Origin of the sequence: Roseburia sp. TF10-5 (assembly GCF_003462365.1) — a bacterium.
GTDB classification, from domain to species: Bacteria; Bacillota; Clostridia; order Lachnospirales; family Lachnospiraceae; genus Roseburia; species Roseburia faecis.
Map to the genome: position 1 here is coordinate 83,691 of NZ_QTYW01000008.1, position 17,131 is coordinate 100,821.

21 protein-coding genes and 1 pseudogene are annotated in these 17,131 nt (G+C 46.9%); 2 read left to right on the top strand and 20 right to left on the bottom strand.

Going from position 1 to position 17,131, the window contains the following annotated elements:
- Window positions 1-204: 204 nt before the first annotated feature.
- Both DXD06_RS09760 and DXD06_RS09765 read right to left on the bottom strand, forming a co-directional pair.
- Complete coding sequence (locus tag DXD06_RS09760) at window positions 205-510, bottom strand: molecular chaperone (RefSeq protein ID WP_117831490.1); 306 nt, start codon at window positions 508-510, stop codon at window positions 205-207.
- Entirely contained in the window at window positions 494-787 is a 294-nt protein-coding gene (locus DXD06_RS09765) for a hypothetical protein (protein ID WP_117831507.1), read from the bottom strand. Before DXD06_RS09765 ends, DXD06_RS09760 begins: the two co-directional genes overlap by 17 nt.
- 362 nt (window positions 788-1,149) lie before the next feature.
- Here DXD06_RS09765 and DXD06_RS09770 point away from each other — a divergent pair, with 362 nt between their 5' ends.
- A complete protein-coding gene (locus DXD06_RS09770) occupies window positions 1,150-1,998 on the top strand; it encodes a helix-turn-helix domain-containing protein (RefSeq protein WP_117831491.1) in 849 nt (282 codons plus the stop codon).
- Window positions 1,999-2,202: 204 nt separating this feature from the next.
- On the opposite strand, the gene DXD06_RS17080 is transcribed toward DXD06_RS09770, so the two are convergent.
- The 5 genes and pseudogenes from DXD06_RS17080 to DXD06_RS09790 all read right to left on the bottom strand — a co-directional run bounded on the left by DXD06_RS17080 (window position 2,203) and on the right by DXD06_RS09790 (window position 6,299).
- Window positions 2,203-2,379, bottom strand: a complete 177-nt coding sequence (locus tag DXD06_RS17080; protein ID WP_158569507.1) for a hypothetical protein — start codon at window positions 2,377-2,379, stop codon at window positions 2,203-2,205.
- Between the two features lie 11 nt (window positions 2,380-2,390).
- Window positions 2,391-2,573 (bottom strand): hypothetical protein, encoded by a 183-nt coding sequence (locus DXD06_RS09775; protein WP_015559843.1) that lies wholly within the window; start codon window positions 2,571-2,573, stop codon window positions 2,391-2,393.
- A gap of 14 nt (window positions 2,574-2,587) precedes the next feature.
- Entirely contained in the window at window positions 2,588-2,971 is a 384-nt protein-coding gene (locus tag DXD06_RS09780) for a TnpV protein (RefSeq protein ID WP_117831492.1), read from the bottom strand.
- A gap of 96 nt (window positions 2,972-3,067) precedes the next feature.
- Window positions 3,068-4,312: pseudogene (locus DXD06_RS09785) on the bottom strand (VirD4-like conjugal transfer protein, CD1115 family); the annotation flags it as partial.
- A gap of 85 nt (window positions 4,313-4,397) precedes the next feature.
- Entirely contained in the window at window positions 4,398-6,299 is a 1,902-nt protein-coding gene (locus DXD06_RS09790) for an AAA family ATPase (RefSeq protein ID WP_117831493.1), read from the bottom strand.
- A 79-nt stretch (window positions 6,300-6,378) separates the two neighbouring features.
- On the opposite strand from DXD06_RS09790, the gene DXD06_RS17085 reads away from it, so the two are divergent.
- A complete protein-coding gene (locus tag DXD06_RS17085) occupies window positions 6,379-6,543 on the top strand; it encodes a hypothetical protein (RefSeq protein ID WP_158569508.1) in 165 nt (54 codons plus the stop codon).
- Window positions 6,544-6,604: 61 nt separating this feature from the next.
- Here DXD06_RS17085 and mobQ read toward each other — a convergent pair whose 3' ends face one another.
- From mobQ to DXD06_RS09850, 13 genes are all read right to left on the bottom strand, one after another.
- Entirely contained in the window at window positions 6,605-8,206 is a 1,602-nt protein-coding gene (gene mobQ, locus DXD06_RS09795; RefSeq protein WP_330418185.1) for a MobQ family relaxase, read from the bottom strand.
- Between the two features lie 132 nt (window positions 8,207-8,338).
- Window positions 8,339-8,635 (bottom strand): DUF3847 domain-containing protein, encoded by a 297-nt coding sequence (locus DXD06_RS09800; RefSeq protein WP_117831494.1) that lies wholly within the window; start codon window positions 8,633-8,635, stop codon window positions 8,339-8,341.
- A gap of 150 nt (window positions 8,636-8,785) precedes the next feature.
- Window positions 8,786-9,724, bottom strand: coding sequence for a serine hydrolase (locus DXD06_RS09805; RefSeq protein WP_040219241.1), 939 nt, complete (start codon window positions 9,722-9,724; stop codon window positions 8,786-8,788).
- A 79-nt stretch (window positions 9,725-9,803) separates the two neighbouring features.
- Window positions 9,804-10,100: a hypothetical protein gene (locus DXD06_RS09810; RefSeq protein WP_117831495.1), complete on the bottom strand. Its 297-nt coding sequence runs from the start codon at window positions 10,098-10,100 to the stop codon at window positions 9,804-9,806.
- 133 nt (window positions 10,101-10,233) lie between these two features.
- Complete coding sequence (locus tag DXD06_RS09815; RefSeq protein ID WP_085533500.1) at window positions 10,234-10,425, bottom strand: transposon-encoded TnpW family protein; 192 nt, start codon at window positions 10,423-10,425, stop codon at window positions 10,234-10,236.
- Between the two features lie 79 nt (window positions 10,426-10,504).
- Window positions 10,505-12,355: a recombinase family protein gene (locus DXD06_RS09820; RefSeq protein WP_330418186.1), complete on the bottom strand. Its 1,851-nt coding sequence runs from the start codon at window positions 12,353-12,355 to the stop codon at window positions 10,505-10,507.
- 47 nt (window positions 12,356-12,402) lie between these two features.
- Window positions 12,403-12,663, bottom strand: a complete 261-nt coding sequence (locus tag DXD06_RS09825) for a conjugal transfer protein TraG (RefSeq protein WP_243000992.1) — start codon at window positions 12,661-12,663, stop codon at window positions 12,403-12,405.
- Between the two features lie 110 nt (window positions 12,664-12,773).
- On the bottom strand, window positions 12,774-13,247 hold the full coding sequence (locus DXD06_RS09830; protein WP_117831498.1) for a PcfB family protein: 474 nt from the start codon (window positions 13,245-13,247) through the stop codon (window positions 12,774-12,776).
- 296 nt (window positions 13,248-13,543) lie between these two features.
- Window positions 13,544-14,698 (bottom strand): hypothetical protein, encoded by a 1,155-nt coding sequence (locus tag DXD06_RS09835; RefSeq protein ID WP_117831499.1) that lies wholly within the window; start codon window positions 14,696-14,698, stop codon window positions 13,544-13,546.
- 24 nt (window positions 14,699-14,722) lie between these two features.
- Complete coding sequence (locus DXD06_RS09840; protein WP_117831500.1) at window positions 14,723-15,373, bottom strand: hypothetical protein; 651 nt, start codon at window positions 15,371-15,373, stop codon at window positions 14,723-14,725.
- 25 nt (window positions 15,374-15,398) lie between these two features.
- The gene (locus DXD06_RS16960) at window positions 15,399-15,671 is read right to left on the bottom strand and encodes a hypothetical protein (protein WP_147343621.1); all 273 of its coding nucleotides are present in this window, start codon (window positions 15,669-15,671) and stop codon (window positions 15,399-15,401) included.
- Complete coding sequence (locus DXD06_RS09845; RefSeq protein ID WP_117831501.1) at window positions 15,668-16,000, bottom strand: DUF6050 family protein; 333 nt, start codon at window positions 15,998-16,000, stop codon at window positions 15,668-15,670. The genes DXD06_RS16960 and DXD06_RS09845 overlap by 4 nt, the downstream gene beginning before the upstream one ends.
- Window positions 15,981-17,045: a DUF6017 domain-containing protein gene (locus tag DXD06_RS09850; RefSeq protein ID WP_117831502.1), complete on the bottom strand. Its 1,065-nt coding sequence runs from the start codon at window positions 17,043-17,045 to the stop codon at window positions 15,981-15,983. The genes DXD06_RS09845 and DXD06_RS09850 overlap by 20 nt, the downstream gene beginning before the upstream one ends.
- Between the last annotated feature and the right edge of the window lie 86 nt (window positions 17,046-17,131).

Sequence of the window (17,131 nt, forward strand, 5' to 3'; positions counted from 1 at the left end):
CAGGCACAAAGGGCTGGCCGCCCTCTGTACTTCCGCTCCGGCGAAGCTGGCTTCTACCGCCGAAGCGGTGTCCGCCAGTTTCACCGGCTCCGCATCCACACATTTACGCCTTTCGGCGGGAAGTGGATACGGAATACGCCTGCGGGGATTGCCGGTCAAAACGACGGGTGCAGACCCGCCATTTTGACCGTAATCGCCCCCATTTCAGGCGATTTTTTCTTCTGCCGTCACCACCTGAAAGCCATGCTCTTTTGCGTAGGCGCTGGCGGCGGCTTTCCGTTCCTCGCTGTAAGGCGGGATGAGCCGGATCGACAGCCGGGACTTGTCCAGCACATAGGTCACGCTGCCCTCCGGCGTGCTGCGCTCCAACCGGCACAGCAGCGGGTACTTCCGGCTGAAATCGGCCAGCCTGCGCTTCAAGCTGGCGTTGAAGGTGTAGATACTGGCAAGGTTCTCCGCCTCGTTCCAGTTGATGATGGTTTCTTTCTCATACTTAGACAGCTTCGTCATACAAATCCTCCTCATAATCGGTATAAGATTTCAGCACACGCAGGCTGCGCTTGAGACGGCGGTACTCGTCCATCTCCATCCGCAGATGGTGGTAAAAATCCTCGTACCAGCTTTCGTTCACCTCCGTCTCCACCTTCCGGGCCAGCCCCAGCATCCGGCGTTTGGCCTCCGGGTCAACCGTCAGGGCCGTCAGCCATTTCAGCCGTGTCACCGTATTGTGGTGGCCGGGACAGCCGTAAGCGTAGAGAATCTTCTTTTCTTTCATGCTCAGTGTCATAATGATTTCCTCCATTTCTTTGCTGCGGAGCCATGCGCCCCGCATGATAAACTTGTTTCTGTCCGCCGGTCTGCCTGCAAGCCGCTCCTGCCCGGAATTTCTCCCGGCGTATCGGCCTCTTTGGTGCGCTCGATTTCTGTCCTGGCGTCACTTCCCCGGAGGTCATACCCCTTGCAGCCGGTCATTCGATTTTCAAGGTTCAGTGCCTGTCTGCAAGAACCAGTTTACCGAAAAAAGGGGGCTGCTCCCGTATATCCAAGACGTTGGAAAAACGCTCGAAATCCGCATATTTCCACGCTTATGGAATCGTGCTATAATAGGTGTAATCACTGAAAAAACGATAACGAGAGAGGGGGCATTGGATGTACACAAAGCTGTCAATCCCCGAGCGGCTCAAAGACTTGCGGGTGGTGGACAAACACCTGACGCTGGAACAGTTGGCGGAGCAGACCGGCCTGTCCAGATCGGCGCTGGGAAAATATGAAAGCGATGACTATAAGGACATCAGCCCGTTTGCGATTGCGACACTGGCGGATTTTTACGGCGTGTCCGCCGACTATCTGATGGGGCTGACCGATAACAAGGAGGTTCCCAACGCCGATGTGCAGTCGCTCCATTTGAACGATGAGATGATTGAACTTCTGCGGAGTGGTAAGATTAACAACCGGCTTCTCTGCGAACTGGCTACACACCCAAACTTCCGGCGGCTGATGGTGGATATGGAAATCTGTATCGACCAGATCGCCAATATGCGGGTGGAGCAGATGAATCTGGTGATGGAGGCCACCCGGCAGACCGTCCTCAGCAAATATGCGCCCGGAGAAGATGACCTCTATGTGCGGACGCTGGAACTGGGGCAGGTGCAGGAAAGCGACTTTTACAGCCACGTCATGCACGATGACCTGGATAACATCGTCCAGGATATACGGGGAGATCACCTGAAGGACAAGACCACCGCCGACCCACAGCCCACGCTGGATGACGTCAAGGAAAAGTTTGAGCAGGCACTTGAACAGGGCAGCCAGGAGGAAATGGTAATCCATGAATTTTGTGACAGGATGCAGATACCATTTGAGAAAATTTCCTCGGAGGACTTTTCGGCGTTCCTGCGGATACTGAGCCTGTCCAAGATGCTCAAAAATCCCAACAACATGAGGGGGAAGGTCAAGCCGCAGCCGTACTATGCGCCCAAACGCAAGAAACGCAGGTAACAGAAAAGCCGCCCAACCTGTACCGTTGGACGGCTTTCGACCCGTTTGCGGGCGGAAAAAATATGCTGTTGTACATCTGTTAGCTGACCGTTTTCATCAGCTTTTTCATAAACTTCCAGAGTCGGATGCCATCTTTAAGGCCCAGCCGGTAAAAGAAGCATTCGCTTTCTGCGCCGGAATCGAAAATGGAATCGCAATAATTCTTTACAGCGTCCTTCTGTTCCTCGGATAATGCGCTGACCGCTTTTTGATACTCGGTTTCCAGTGAAGGTAGTCAGCTTTTTTCTCCTTGCCGGTTTCTGCCTCCCGCCACTTAGCAAACTGGCTCTGCATCCTCTCCTGAATCATCAAATCAACCAGTTTTTCAATATCTGTACCCATAAGCGTCCTCCTTATGCTGGACGGATATAATTCCGGTATGTTTCCAGGACGGAATCCGACACACCGCTTTTATACACTTTGCGGATGTCAGCGATTTCTTCCTCCTTCAGCAGTTTCAGCCATTCCAGCAGGTCAGCCCTGCCATTGGCAAAGTTACAGCAGCGTCCATCAGCGTATTCGATACGGTATCTCATAGACAGGCACCTCCTTAAACATAGATCATCTCAGACCGGATGATTTCCTCTGCCCGGCTACGGATGCTGTTCATGGTTCCGACCCAGGCAAGCTGATTACGGGCTTTCAGTTCCTCGGTAACACCTTCCGCCGCCTGCATCTGCGAGATGATATGCGCCAGCCGTTCAGCGGCCTGCTCGTTCAGATCGGCAAGATACGTCCAGAAGTTTCCCGACAGAAGCAGTTCATTGTATTGGCCGGGGCGGTGTTCTTGCAGATATGACTTGTGCATCCGGCCCCACCGCCCGATGGGGCGGCTTTCCTCCGGCAGCTTCAGGTCTGGTATGTAATAATCGCCAACAAGAACATAGTCCAGACCGTTGCTGTCATCATGGATACGGTTTCTTAATTCTTCCATATCGACCTCCTATATTCGATTTTGTACGAATCCAGTTGATCGTGTCCCTGTCCATCTGTTATTCAAGGCAACTGAACTCGTCACCATGAATTATGGCACATCTTTTCCGGTCTTTTGATAGTTCAGACCGTAGGACTGGCTCGTACCTCTCGTATCCGAGGTATTGTAAAGGTCAATCGTTTCTTTTCCAAGGATTTCTGCCAGATCTTTCAGAGTATCTTTTTCTTTTCCTCCCAGAAACAAGGTAGTGTCGCAGTTTCCTTCAATCGTGGAAGCGTTATCCCGGTACAGAGCCTTTAGCTGTGACTTTGACTGCAAAATAATAGAAGCTGATATTTCCCGGCTACGAATGGTAGCAATCAGCTTCTCAAACTGTGGAATCTGCCCGATGTTTGCAAACTCGTCCAGTAAGCACCGGACGTGAATCGGCAGTCTTCCGTTATATACATCATCTGCCTTGTCACAAAGCAGATTGAATAACTGCGAATACATGATACTTACAATGAAATTGAATGTCGCATCGGTATCGGAGATAATGACAAACAGTGCTGTCTTTTTCTCACCCAATGTATCAAGCTCCAGTTCATCATAAGCAGTCAGGTCACGCAGCTCCTTGATGTCAAATGGTGCCAACCTTGCACCACAGCTAATCAGAATAGATTTTGCTGTCTTTCCTGCGGCAAGTTTATACTTCTTATACTGCCTTACCGCAAAATGGTTTGGGTTCTTCTGCTCCAGCTCCTCAAACAGCAGGTCAACCGCATTTTTGAAATTTTCATCATCCTCCCTAGCTTCGCTGGCATCCACCAGATCAATCAGCATGGAAAAATTCTGTTCTTCCTCCGGTGCTTCGTACCAGATATATGCGATCAGTGCCGTGTAATAGAGCTTTTCGGCTTTTACCCAGAAATCCTCAGAGGCTTGCTGTCCTTCCCCTTTGGTATTTACAATGATTGTGTTTACGAGTTTCAGAATGTCCTTTTCGCTCCGGATGTAAGCGAAAGGGTTGTAATGCATTGATTTTGCAAAGTTAATGGTATTAAGCACCTTAATCCGGTAATTATTCTTAGACAGCATTTTGCCACATTCCACGAGGACTGTGCCTTTCGGATCAGTGACCACATAGGAACTGTGCATCTGCATAAGGTTCGGCTTCACAAAAAAGCGTGTCTTACCGGAACCGGAACCACCGATCACAAGAATGTTTTTATTCCTTGCATACTTCGGCTGCTTTGGTCTGCCGGACATCATAAGACGCTCCGTTGCCGTTAAAAGCACGTTGTTTTCAAATACAGGATCAACATACGGTCCAATATCTTTGGCAGTTCCCCATGAAGCGTTTTGTCAAGTGCTTTTTTGAGTTATTGACGCAAATTATCGTGAAAGTGCGAAAGTGCAAAGTGCAAAGGGTCTGCGTTTTGCACTTTCAGCTTGCGGGTTCGGGCTGCTGCTTCTTCTTGATGAAGTTGTACCATTGACCGCCCACGCGCCTTGCGCCTAAAATGCCGCCCATGTTGCGCTTGGCGTTCTGCACCGTTCTCTCGGATATTCCGGCTTCGGCTGCGGCTTTTACAATGTCCTCGCTGGCAAGCTCTTTCCCGTCTGCCAGTAAATCCAGTATCAGCCGTTCCGCCTGTTCGGTCTTTGTGGCGGTGTTGCCGCCCGCGCCGGATAGCAGTTCATCAGCGGTTATATCATATTCGCCTATCCACTCAAAACCTGTGTCGGGGTCAAGGCAAAAGGCAACGGGCTTGCCCTCCGGCGCAAGGGAAGATTTGTCATGGACGATGACGCGCACATTCGGCTCTCGCTTCACGCGCCCGATCAGCAGGACGCTCCTTGCTGCGGCGCGGAAGTCGATAGAACCTAATCCCCGGTACGCGCTCTGTCCTCCGGCAGCTTTGTTGAGATGTCCGATAAGGATAACGGCGCACCCGGTACGCTCGGCAACATCGGCAAGGCGGCGGAACATGGGGCGCACTTCGTTCGCCCGGTTCATGTCGGTTTTTTCGCCCATATACGCCTGTATGGGGTCAAGGATAATCAGACGCGCTCCATTCTGCATGATTGCTTTCTCTATGCGCTCGTCGGACAGGGTAAGCTCCCGTTTTGCTTCATCAATCACAAGCACCCGGTCAAGGTCTGCGGCGGCTTCTATCAAGCGTGGCTTAACGGTATCGCCCAAACCGTCCTCGGCAGTCTGGTAAATCACTTGAAATGGCGGCAAGGGTTTCATTCCCGGCAGCGTTCCCCCGGTGGTGCAGGCGGCAGCAAGGCGTAGGGCAAATGTGGTCTTGCCCTCGCCGGGATTGCCTTGCACAATGGTTACTTTCCCAAAGGGAATATACGGCTCCCATAGCCATTCAACGGTCTGCGTGTCAACCTCACTCATTCGGATAATCTCAACGGTTTCTTCCTGCGGCGGCTCTTTCAAGCCGTAGACCGCTTCACGCAAATACTTCCCGTCTGCGATTTCTGCCCGGTGCTGCAATACCTCATTCCAGTCCTTGTAAAGCGGCACAAGGCGGTGGACGGTCAACCCCTCCGGCACAAGCTCTGCAAGGCGGCTGCAAGCGTCGTTTCCGGCTTCGTCGCTGTCAAGGCAGAGAAAAACGGTCTTGATGTTCGGACGGTCAGAGAGAAAGCGCAACAGGGCTTTTTCTCCCACGCCGCCCAACGCCAGATAGCTTTGCTTCTGCCAGTCCTTTTTGAACAGGCAGAGGAAAGATAAGAGGTCTATCGGGGCTTCAAAGACAAACAACCTTTCGCCCTCGCCACGGTAGCAGAAGTTAAAGGCTTTGTCGCTGCCTTTCACATCAAGCCGAAAACTCCCGGCTGTGCCGCGCTGATGGGCGTATCGCGGTATGCCGCTTTCATCTCTGCCGACGAATACGGCGTTATGGTGGGCGGCTTCCTCGTAAATATCCCCGGTGGAAAAGAAAAAGCCCGTCACATCTTCATCAATGCGGCGGGCTGCTGTGAGGTAGTTCCTCGCTATGCGGTTGTCGGTGCTGCGGGGTGGCAGTCGGAAGTCGGATAGGGGCGCGGGGCTTGGTCTGTCCGGCGGCGGGGCGGCTCCTTTTTCGCCTGTCAGCAGTTCAACGGCTTCGGTGAAGCTCTTGCCGAAAAACTCCATGACAAAATCAATGGGTGCGCCGCCCTTGCTCTGGCTGTGGCGATACCATTTGTTTCCCCGGACGGTCAGGCTGTCGTGCCGTTTCCATCGGTATTCCTGTCCGGCGCGGGTAAGCTGCTCTCCCTGTGATTGCAGGAAAGAAACAAGGTCGGCTTGGTTCGCCCGGTCTATCTGTTCTTGGGTGTAGTACATGGTTGATACCTCGCTTTCTGTGGTTGAATTATTCATAACTTGCGAGTATAATTTAATCATCTGAGAGGAGTGTGATTACATGAAAAGGCAACTGCAAGGTATAGCACTGATTTTATTTAGTATCCTGTTGATGCTGGGATACGGTAATGCACCTTTTTTTGACTTTTCTTTTAGATGGTCTTTAATTTTTTCAATCGTTGGTATCGTAGGTGCTGTAATGACATTTTTACCCGATAAGAAATGAGCTTTTTCTTATATCCGGAAATATATGGGACGGACAAGCCGGACAGCTTGCCCGTCCTTTTTTATCGCTCCTGTTCGTGCCGCCTGGTGCGGGTCTGCTCCGGCTGGTCGGCTTTCAGCGCAATATCAACGCACTTGCGGATATTGTGCAGCTCGGCAACCTCGGCGCGTGTTTCTTTCAGCTTGGCATATTCCGCTGTTCTCTGCCCGCTGAGAGTGGCGTACTCCTTTTCCCATTCAGCGATAGGCAAGCTCTTTGTTCCTTTCGGCAGATTTGCATGGAGATAGCGGTTTGCCGCGTCCCATAGGGTAAGCTCGGCGCGGCGGGCTTCCGCAAACTTCTCCTGTTTTCCTTTCCAGCGGATTTGCCGATACTCGTCCTGTATGGGCTTGTAGGTCTGATAATTTCTGCCGTGCTCCAAGAGTTTTTGCAGTTCTTTCATGCGCCGCTCGGCGGTTTTCATTCCCTCCCGGATTGAATAGGCTTTATCGCTGACAGAGGAAATAGAAGCGTCCAGCTCGTCAAGGGTCGAGATACTATGCTCGGAGAGATGGTTGACCGCTGCCGCTATGGTTTTCAATTCATCGGCTGTGTGCTGCTGTTGCCAACTCTGCGAATACTTCCGGCTTTTTTCTCTCTGAACGCTCAAATACTTCATCAACAGATTTGCAAGGTTGGGAGATTGCGGCGGCTGTTCCGGGGCGGTTTCCCGCGCTTTGAACAGGTCGGCAATCCATTCTTTGAGCTTCCCAATCTGCGCTCGGATTTCCCGGATAAGGCGGTTTGTCTTTTGGATACTGCGGTTCAGTTCGCCTTTCTCGGTGGCGATACCTTTCTTCTCCATCTGGCAAGCCGCCACGCCCATGTGGACAGTGGGTATCTCGTCAATTCCTCTTTCGGCGTTGCTGCGGTGGTCGATACGCTCCGGGCTTCCGGCACGCTCAAGATAGTCGTTTGAAATATCAGCCCATGCCTTGCGCCAAACAAGCGCATTCTCTTGGCTGTTCCAGCCCGTGAGGTCAACCTTGTGCGTCTTATATCTGCCGCTTGGCAAGCGGATACGCTCACCGTTTTCATCAAGGTCATATTCCTTTTTGGACTTTGCCGCCCACGCGCCGCGCCCGTCAAGGGGGTGCATGGTAAGCATGATATGACAATGGGGATTGCCGCTGTCGGTGTCGTGAATGGCAAAATCCACACACATTCCTCTGGAAACAAATTGAGAGGAACAGTATTCCCGGACAAGCCGGATCTGTTCCTCTCTGGATAATTCTATGGGGAGCGCCGCGTCAATCTCTCTGGCAAGCTGGGCGTTCCCGGCTTTCTCGTAAAGCTCCACGCTGTTCCACAAGGTTGAACGGTCAGCGAATGAGGGCGGTGCGTGGGGCGGCAGCATGATTTCTGTATGGGCAACGCCGCCTTTGCGGGTGTAGTCATGGGTCATTCCGTCCCATTCGTTTGTCAGCTTTTCGCCGCTTCGGTAGGCGGCTGCGGCAACGGCTGATTTGCCTTTTCCTCGGCTCACAATGCCGATGTTCCAATGGTAAATGGCTATGGGTATCACCTCCCGGATAGGATAATAAAACCCGCAAAAACAGTACAGACGCCAACGGCGGGTGTACTGTTTTTGTGGGTGTGCAGGGATAGCCGCGAAGCGGCGCAAGGGGTGCAGCCCCTTGTTGCGGCAAAGCCACCATATCGGAGCGCGGGGTAAAACCCCTGTGCGGAGATAAGCCCTCGGCAGAGCGCACACGCCCGCAAGGGTGTATAAGTGCGCCCTTTGTTCCAAAGGGATTTATTCGGCGTTCCCGGCTTCGGCTCTTTTTCTCAAAAACTCCCGCGCTGGCTGGCTCGTCAAGGCAAGCCGGAGAAGTGCTGCGGCTTCCTCGTCGGTCATGTCCTTTGCTTCCGGCACAATGCTTTCAAAGACCGCGCCCCGGACGATAAGGCGGTGGCTGCGCGTTCTGCGTTCTTCTTTGGATAGCTTCTGACGCAACATCTTTTCCCGGTTCTCAAACTGCCGGATTTTCTTCTTTCCGTCCTCAATCTCGGCTTGCAGCTCCTCGCGGGTTTTCTCTCTCGGTTTCGTCATGGCTGGTCGCTCCTTTCTGCCTGTCGGCGTAGAAAAAGGACAGTCGATTTCTCGGCTGCCCTTTTGGGTGGGTATTAAGTTTTATTGTGTGCTGTTTTATCTTACCCTTATTGTTTTGACACTTTACTTAAACGGGATATTTCATCATCATTATTCAATAATCGTGTTGATAGCAGACTGTACCGCTTTATATCTCCCCTCATTTGAGTGTGCCGCTAAACAGGTAATTAAATATGCTTTTCCATCTTTTTCATACAGAACAACAATGTTATAGGAAGATGCCATTGTTCCTGTTTTCATTCCTTTAACATTTGCATTATAGTACGGTGAATTTTCATCTAAAAATTCATTTGTATTTTTCCATGTAAATTCACCTTGCGGAGTTTGAATTGAAAATTCGCTTTTTCCAATACATTCTTTAACAAAATCGTAGTTAAGGAGCTTCAACGCTACGCGGTTAATGTCATCTAAATGAGAGTCAGCTTGCATAGACGCGCCACTTGGGTCATTATATAAATTTGTTTTGGAATAGCCTGCTTCGATTAAATACTCACTAAGTTCTGTCATGAAATAATCTATATATTCCGTTGCTGTATAACCTTCGCCTAATTCGTTTTTAGCGATATGATATGCCAACGCATAGGCTGCGTCATTTCCGGAAGGAACAAGCATAGCCTCCATGATTTGTTTAACTGTGTATTCCCCAGCATACAGATTTGCTAAAGATGAACCCGCCGGAACAAGTTCTAATACCTCTTGATTTACTTCAACAATATCTTCCAAATCTACTTTTCCCAAAGCATAATCAATGGCAAATAGTTTTGCCAAACTTGCTACTGTGGGAAGTTGGCTATCGCCCTCGTAAAATAAATATTCCTCCTGTTCAATATCATAAACAGAAAATGAAAGAGCGTCCTGCGGAATGTTAAGCTCGTTCGTACTTAGTTGAAAATCAATTTTTTTATAGATGTCCTTTAAGAAATCAAAACGATAAATCCCTGTTTTGTGTAGCCCAATTACTGCAACAAATGCTATAAACAACACTGTTACAAAAGCTATTATCTTTTTACATTTTCTATGCTTCTTCATATTTTTTCTCCCACGAATTTATATCTGCCATTCTGTGCCTTTAAGAAAAGTATAGCACAAGAATATGAACAAATCCACATTATTTCAACAAGTTTGTAGTGCTGTTTTCTCTGGCATATCGCCGCGTTGCTTCCCGTCGTTCCTCGCTGTATGGGGCAGTCAGACGGAAAGAGAAACGCCCTTTCTCAATATCAAACTCCATGCAGCCCGTTTCCGGGTCTGTGTCCGTCTGCTGGCAATTCGCCGGATAACGGCGGCTGTATGCAAGCAGCCGCTTCTTTAAGGCGGTGTTGTGGGTGCGGATATGGATAAGGGGGTCTTTCTCGTCAAACCAAATATCGGTGGTCTTTTCCTGCTTCGTAAGCCCTGTTCTCATAAACTCTCCTTTCTGCGCCCCTGTTACGCAATAGGGGCATTTTTCGGGTGTTTTTCCCGGCTCTTGACTTGGGGAAAATGAGGATTTTCAAATAGAAACCGCCCGGACAGGGAATGGTTCGTCGGGGCGGCTGTTATCGCAAGATTTCTGTTTTTTCCGGCTCTTGACCGTCAGACGCGGATAAACGCGAACTGTCGGCAAGCACCAGTTTGAGCAGCTTGTCGCGGAATGTTTCTGTGCTGCTGTGATTGAAAAATAACTCCGCAACAATGGTCTGCCCGTTCCTCCGGGTCGTGATGATACTGTCGGGGGTCTGTTCTGCCATAGGCGGCTCCTTTCTCCGGGCGCAAAAGAGGGATTTCCCGTAACTCGGAAAATCCCTCTTGGTTGACGGTTATTCTGTTTTACTGTGTGGGCTGTGCGGCGGCTGCCTGCGCCTTTCTCCTTGCCCGGTATTCCCGCGCTTTCATGCGGTCATACTCCCGCTGCTTTTCAAGGTTTCGCGCCCGGTACTCCCTTGAATACTGCCGGTGGTAGGCGCGGCTCTTTTCCTTTTTGGCTTCTTCGATTTCCTCCCGCATTTGCCGGATTTCCTGCTCGGTCGGCTCTGCAAGCTGTGTCACTTCATTCTCAAACTTGCCGATATAATTGAAATATATGCTGATGTGCTGGATTGCGTATCTCGCCCTTTTCTGGTCGCGCTCATGCACTTCAATCCGGCTGATAAACTCGTTGAGAATGGCGGGGGTCAGGTCGATAAAGGCAGCATGACGTTCCGTCAGCTTCAAAAACTTCTGCGCCCGTCCTCCCGCGTTCTCGTAAGCGGATAGCTGCTCTTGGAGCGTGGCAAGCTCCGCTTTCAGCGCGTAGTATTCTTCCGAATACTTCTGCGACATCTGCTCATAACGGTCTTGCGGGATCGTGCCGAGGGCGTTGTCCTCATAGAGCTTATTCAGCACCTTGTCAATCTGTTCAAGGCGCGTCGTGATTTGCGGAATACGCTTCTGCTGTTTTTTGGTCTGGTCGGTCTGCTGCATGGCAAGGTTCTTTTTCACTAAGGCTTCAAACTCCGCCCGGTTGCTGATAGAATAGTCCTCGATTTTCTTCAGCACTTCCGCGATGGTCTGCATGAGCAAGTCCGCATCCATGATGTGCGGGGAGCTGCACTTGGGATTTTTTGCTTTTCCCTTGTGGTACTCGCTGCAATAGGCAACATGACGCTTGCCGCCGTTCCTGTAATCTATGCGAATGTGCATTTTTGCGCCGCAGTCCTTACAGAAAAGCAAGCCGGACAGAGGGTGGATTTCCCCGTCCCCGTTGGGGCGTTTGACGGGTGCGTTTTCCAAAATCCGCTGTACGGTTTCAAAATCGCTGCGGCAGATAATCGGCTCATGCACATTTTCTGTGATGTGCCACTGGCTCCGGTCTACATAGTGGTTATGTTTATCCCGGAAATGCTTTGTAGTCTTGAAGTTGACCACATCGCCGCAATACTCCTGCCGTGTGAGGATATTGGTCAAGGTGGCTTTGTTCCACTTGCAGCGGTTATCCTCGTTGAGCGTCTTATTTTTACAGGTTCCCCGCCCGCGGTCTTTCATATAGAAAGTGGGGGTGGGGATTTGCTCGTTTTTCAGATGCACGGCGATTTGGTTGCGGTTCTTCCCACCGATAAACAGACGGAAAATCAAACGGACAACCTCGGCGGCTTTCTCGTCGATTATCCAAAAATCCTTGTTGTCCGGGTCTTTGACATAGCCATAAGGGGCTTCGGTGACAATCGGCTTTCCACTCATGCCTTTGGTCTTAATGCCTGTTTTCACTTTCTTGCTGATGTCCTTTGCGTACCACTCCGACATGATATTGATAAAGGGCGCAAACTCCAGCGTGTCGGGCTTCTCGCTGTCTATGCCGTTGTTGACTGCGATAAAGCGCACATTGTTCCGTCTGAATATCTCCATCGCGTTGCCGACTTGGAGATAATCGCGTCCCCAGCGGGTAAGGTCTTTCATAATGCAGACACCGATTTTCCCGTTTTCCACATCGTCCATCATGCGGGAGTAGGCGGAACGGTCAAAAAACCTACCGCTTTCGTCATCGTCAATGTAGTGCCGGATATTGGTTAGGTGCTGCCCTCTGGCATAGTTCTCCAAAAATATTTTTTGGTTCTGTATGCTGTTGCTCTCGCCGCCGTCCCTGTCCTCGTCGCCCACGGAAAGGCGGGAGTAAAGGGCTGTAATTTTGCTATAATCAGTCATGTGCATAACCTCCTGTGCGTCCATGTATGTGTCATTTACACTTAAAATTATGCACTCCACCTTGCCGAACCGTACTCAACTCCCTGCCGGAATTTCTTTGCATTTTTCGCTTTATAATAAACTACCATACGAAATTCTATTCCGCATCCCACTCCTACCAGTAAATCTCTCGGCAGAAAACTTGGAAGCGGATTATGGAACGCACCTCCAATCCCATTGATTGTGTCCAACACCTTCTGTAATGTATTGTCACCTGCCTGCTGTCCATACAGCCATGAAACCTTATTCAGAACATATCCGAAAATCACATAGGGAGCGCACTTCAGGGCAAGCTGTTTCTTATTTACCCCTTTTGTTTTTTCTTTGAGAATTTTCGGAATTGACTGTAAATCCTTTTTAATTCCGTCAATGACCTTGCTTATAAGCTCTGTCCTCTGTCCTTATTTTTCTCTCTGCTTCGCTCCCTATTCTTATTCTGCGCAACAATCTTCTGAAGTCCTTTCAATTTCTGTCTGAGTGACGGACGCTGCTGCTTTTTCTCATTAACTTTTACAAACTCCTTGAATGCCTGTGCAATCACATCGGCATCTTTGCCCTTAAAAAATACAAGATACTTAGGTGGTTCCGTGGTCTTATCCCGCTTCACAGCGAAATCAACATTGTACTTTCTTGCAACACGCTCAAAAGATTTGATGTTGCTATCCGTGACCTCTATGGACTTTGCACCCTCGCCCTGACCGATCAGCTTCTTTACCGGAATTTTTCCATGCGAAGGCTCCTTATGCTTCTGATGCTCCAGATACATCTTCATTGCCTTCTGTAAAACGCTTGCGGTCAGCTTGGAAGTCTTGATTGCAAGAGCAATGGTTTTCTGTGTTGTTTCCTCCTGCACGGTGTACCTCCTTCCTTATCTGCACCGATTTGATTCAGGGTGGAACCAACAGCCTGTGTAATAAATATTTCATAAGTTCTCCTTTCCACTTCTGGACATTTTGTCCAAAAGTTTTATAAACACAAAAAAGGGCAACTACAAACCTTTACGGTCTATAACTGCCCTTACGCTGTTGTAAATTATCATATCTTTTATCAAGTATCAAGATGTTTATAATTTCTCTACTTTGCGTTGTCCAAGTTCATATCCTTTCCTCTATGCTTCCATACAAAAAACTTTTTCATAACAACTTATTATCAAATAATTCCATAATAATCTGGATCTAAAATAAATTCTCCTTCTGTTTTATCAAGCCACTTTTTTGCCATATTAATAGCATCAACTAAACATTTTGCAAATTTTTCTATTGCCGCATCGTTTATATACCAAAGGGATACTAAGGATCTTTTATCAATCTTCACCATTGTGCCCGCATATAGTACTTTTCCCGAATCAGTTCCCATCTTTTTTAATAACAAACAGGAATTATTAGGATTATCTGGATTCAGCTCTCTTCCTGCCACTACATTCAAATATGGAACAGGTTCTAAAACAGTGCTATACAATATATTTTTTGCCCTATCAGATATAAGATATTGATATCTTCTTACCCAATCAATCAATTCCAATACTAAAACAGCCCATTCAACTTGATATACATTTGATGTAGTAATTGCAGAAAAAATGGCTTCGCCCTTTCTTTTCACTTCTTCTAAATCATTATTTGCAAAGAATCCCAATACCTTATGATTATCGGATAATATATCTATAATTTTCTCTTCTGTAAAATTCAAGACCTCAGGAACTTTCGCTAAAGCATCAGACATTGTGATTGTATTAACCAAAACACAACTTATTTGTTTTAAAATTTCTAATACACAATAATCAATTCGTCCTTTCATATGATCACGTAAAGGGTTACTAATTAAACCTTTCGCTATCATCTCTTTTATCCCCACCGATAATGCCTTAGATACCTCTTCTTTTTCATTCTCATTATCGGAATTATAGAAAAATATACGACGGTGACTCAAATCAAATGGAACACTTTTTAACTCTCCATATTTCAGATTATAGAAGCAAATAATCCTATCCCATCCAAGAGTTCTTACCGCATATCCCAACTCCAACAATACGTTAGGATTGGGACACTTGCGCCCTTTATCGTTTCCATTAATAATAGATATATCACAAATAAAAATATCGGTTTTGGCAATTTTATCAAAAATTGTTCCAGCTATATCTGGTGTACCAACCGTTTTCTTTGTATCTCTATCAACAGCTACCGTCAAACCAGCTTCAAATCCCAATTTTTCTTTCTTAATTGCCTTTTCTATACAATTTTCAATAAATGATCTGTTATCTTTGTTGGGCAAGTCTGATTGCCAAGAATAAAAAATGGTACACTTCATTTCTCTCAGTTCCCCTTTCTCCTTTTAACACAATAAATATATACTGCTTAACTCCGTATACATCTTGTCATCTTCAAACTTCACATCATCAAGTAACAATGCCTGAAATAATACTTCTCTAACACCCTCTAATTTTACCATAGAAAGCTCCATATCCGAAAGTCCATTCGATTTTACACTGTCAAAAGCATATTCTTTTCTTGCCACCAAACAATGCGTATACAATGCCCTAATATACTTGTCCGACATAAGGAAGGCGTATGTTTCATTCCCTTGATATGTATATCGGCACTTTTCCAGATTTTCCTGTGATATATCAAAATAACATCTGACCGTTTCCAAATATACATCTCCATTATACTGCGGTTTCAGCTTTTTTACATACCTTCTAATGGTCGCAAATATATTATTTCTTTCCATAATAGTCTTGGTTCTCTTAAATACTGGCTTTTTCCATCGCAGATCCATATAAACATTATTAAGAATAGTCTTTCCGGCATACTGTTTGAAGTCACCTATCCGCAACAAATATGTTAATACCTCAAACAATTTCTCCTGTGACATTATCTCCTGATACGAATAATCTCCAAATTCAATATGGTCCAGTTTCAAAGGACTACTTCCCTTTTTAATCTCCCGTTCCATTACCCTGTTCACATCTCTCATTGATTCCATACATTTTCCTTTCCACTCCTGGACATTATGTCAAAAAGTAATAAAAAGAACAGCTACAAATCTCTCGACTCATAACTGCTCTGACGCTGTTTTCTATTCCTGCCTTTGCTGCAAAATCATCTTTCTTTACTAAAAGTGCTTTTCGTTCATCTGCTGGCAGACTCTTAAATATTTCCTCATCCCCCATGCCTTCCATTTTCCTGCTCTTGCCTGTGATGAATAATTTCGTATCTAACCATTCCTGCCACAAATTTTCAAATGTTAAACTCGATTGACAATGCCTTTTTTGTTTTCTCACTCACACTTCTGGACATTATGTCCAAAAGTTCCTGATATCAATTTTATTATTTCCATAACTGTATTGATAATTCTGATTATAACAATCATACCACCGATCAACCCACCAATGATACAATCTAGTGCCAATATGCCAATGCTCCCTGCAATACCAAAATTCTTCGGAACAAGAAACATACTCATTTTCCGCATTCCATATGGACATCCTACCATAATCCAGTATAGAAAATAATCAAACCCATCTGCCTTTGCACGTACCGGATAGCACATGATCATCCAGGTAGCTAATATCAGTATCGGAATAATAATTCTAAACAATACCTTTTTCATGCCAGCCTCCTCCATACATATCATGCTGCACTTCCTGCTGATAATAATGATTTATTGTTGATGGTGCATTATACAGTGCTGTAACCATATATGCCTTAATGTTTGAAATTTTTGTTGTCGTGTCTTTCATACACCCCATCACATACTCCAGATGACTGCTCCTCAGCTTTAAGAATTTTGACTTTACAAGCTCATAGGGATACTCCTCCCCCGCAATCCGTATCGTAGTCCGCTTTACACATACAACCTCACAGATCAATTCAAATAATTCATCATACAGTTCCCTGTCATTTATTTCATCATATTTCATGTGATGATCGTACTCAATATTTTCTTTGATAATCTCTATGTATGCATCTGCTCCATCCATCCTATCATCGGTCTGATTTCCTTCACCGGATGGATAGATTGGATTGGTATAACTCATATCAGTATAATTTATATCAGTCTTATTATAGTTAGTATAAATAGGGGCTAAATCCTGAACCTCTGCAAGTTCAGTTTCTGAACCTCTTGAAGTCTGCTTTTTATACTTCTGGTGGTTCAGATTCTGTACCTCCTGAAGTTCAATTTCTGAACTTCTTGGAGTATCAATATTAGACTTCTTGAAGTTCAAATTTTGAACTTCTGTGGATTTTCCAGTATTCTCAGGCTCTTTTTCCTCCTGTTCCGCTGACATTGTGGCAAAGTTTTTCACATAGATAATATCCGGTTTGCCAAGACCTCTGCGCTTTTTTTCAATCAACCCAATCCCTTTTTCGGAATCCAGCTCTTTCATAATCTTGACACAGGTTGCTTTCGCACATCCCAAATCTTCCATAATCGCATCCACCGTATAGATGATATACGCCCTGTTTTCCTCGTCTAGCCATCCATTTTTCATAGACAGTGACATCCGATCGAGCATCAAGCCATACAGGAGCTTGGCATCGCTGCTAAGCCCCTTGAACCGCTCATCCTTAATCAGCAACCGGGGAACACGATAAAAAGAGAACTGGTCTGCTTCAATTCCATAGTAGTAATCAAATTTTGTATTCTCGTCCACTTTTTCATGCCTCCTTTGCTGCTTATTTCTCACTTAGGCGTTTGCGAAACGCCAAACACCGCATAAATACGGTATTTTTTGTTGTT

What these genes read in the sequence shown, in the direction of transcription:
- DXD06_RS09770 (WP_117831491.1), top strand. Translation starts at nt 1,150, where the DNA reads ATGTACACAAAGCTGTCAATCCCCGAGCGGCTCAAAGACTTGCGGGTG.
- DXD06_RS09810 (WP_117831495.1), bottom strand. Translation starts at nt 10,100, where the DNA reads ATGAGAACAGGGCTTACGAAGCAGGAAAAGACCACCGATATTTGGTTT.
- DXD06_RS09805 (WP_040219241.1), bottom strand. Translation starts at nt 9,724, where the DNA reads ATGAAGAAGCATAGAAAATGTAAAAAGATAATAGCTTTTGTAACAGTG.
- DXD06_RS09815 (WP_085533500.1), bottom strand. Translation starts at nt 10,425, where the DNA reads ATGGCAGAACAGACCCCCGACAGTATCATCACGACCCGGAGGAACGGG.
- DXD06_RS17080 (WP_158569507.1), bottom strand. Translation starts at nt 2,379, where the DNA reads ATGGGTACAGATATTGAAAAACTGGTTGATTTGATGATTCAGGAGAGG.
- DXD06_RS09790 (WP_117831493.1), bottom strand. Translation starts at nt 6,299, where the DNA reads ATGTACTACACCCAAGAACAGATAGACCGGGCGAACCAAGCCGACCTT.
- DXD06_RS17085 (WP_158569508.1), top strand. Translation starts at nt 6,379, where the DNA reads ATGAAAAGGCAACTGCAAGGTATAGCACTGATTTTATTTAGTATCCTG.
- DXD06_RS09780 (WP_117831492.1), bottom strand. Translation starts at nt 2,971, where the DNA reads ATGGAAGAATTAAGAAACCGTATCCATGATGACAGCAACGGTCTGGAC.
- DXD06_RS09840 (WP_117831500.1), bottom strand. Translation starts at nt 15,373, where the DNA reads ATGGAATCAATGAGAGATGTGAACAGGGTAATGGAACGGGAGATTAAA.
- DXD06_RS09835 (WP_117831499.1), bottom strand. Translation starts at nt 14,698, where the DNA reads ATGAAGTGTACCATTTTTTATTCTTGGCAATCAGACTTGCCCAACAAA.
- DXD06_RS09820 (WP_330418186.1), bottom strand. Translation starts at nt 12,355, where the DNA reads ATGACTGATTATAGCAAAATTACAGCCCTTTACTCCCGCCTTTCCGTG.
- DXD06_RS09765 (WP_117831507.1), bottom strand. Translation starts at nt 787, where the DNA reads ATGACACTGAGCATGAAAGAAAAGAAGATTCTCTACGCTTACGGCTGT.
- DXD06_RS09845 (WP_117831501.1), bottom strand. Translation starts at nt 16,000, where the DNA reads ATGAAAAAGGTATTGTTTAGAATTATTATTCCGATACTGATATTAGCT.
- DXD06_RS09760 (WP_117831490.1), bottom strand. Translation starts at nt 510, where the DNA reads ATGACGAAGCTGTCTAAGTATGAGAAAGAAACCATCATCAACTGGAAC.
- DXD06_RS09800 (WP_117831494.1), bottom strand. Translation starts at nt 8,635, where the DNA reads ATGACGAAACCGAGAGAGAAAACCCGCGAGGAGCTGCAAGCCGAGATT.
- DXD06_RS09775 (WP_015559843.1), bottom strand. Translation starts at nt 2,573, where the DNA reads ATGAGATACCGTATCGAATACGCTGATGGACGCTGCTGTAACTTTGCC.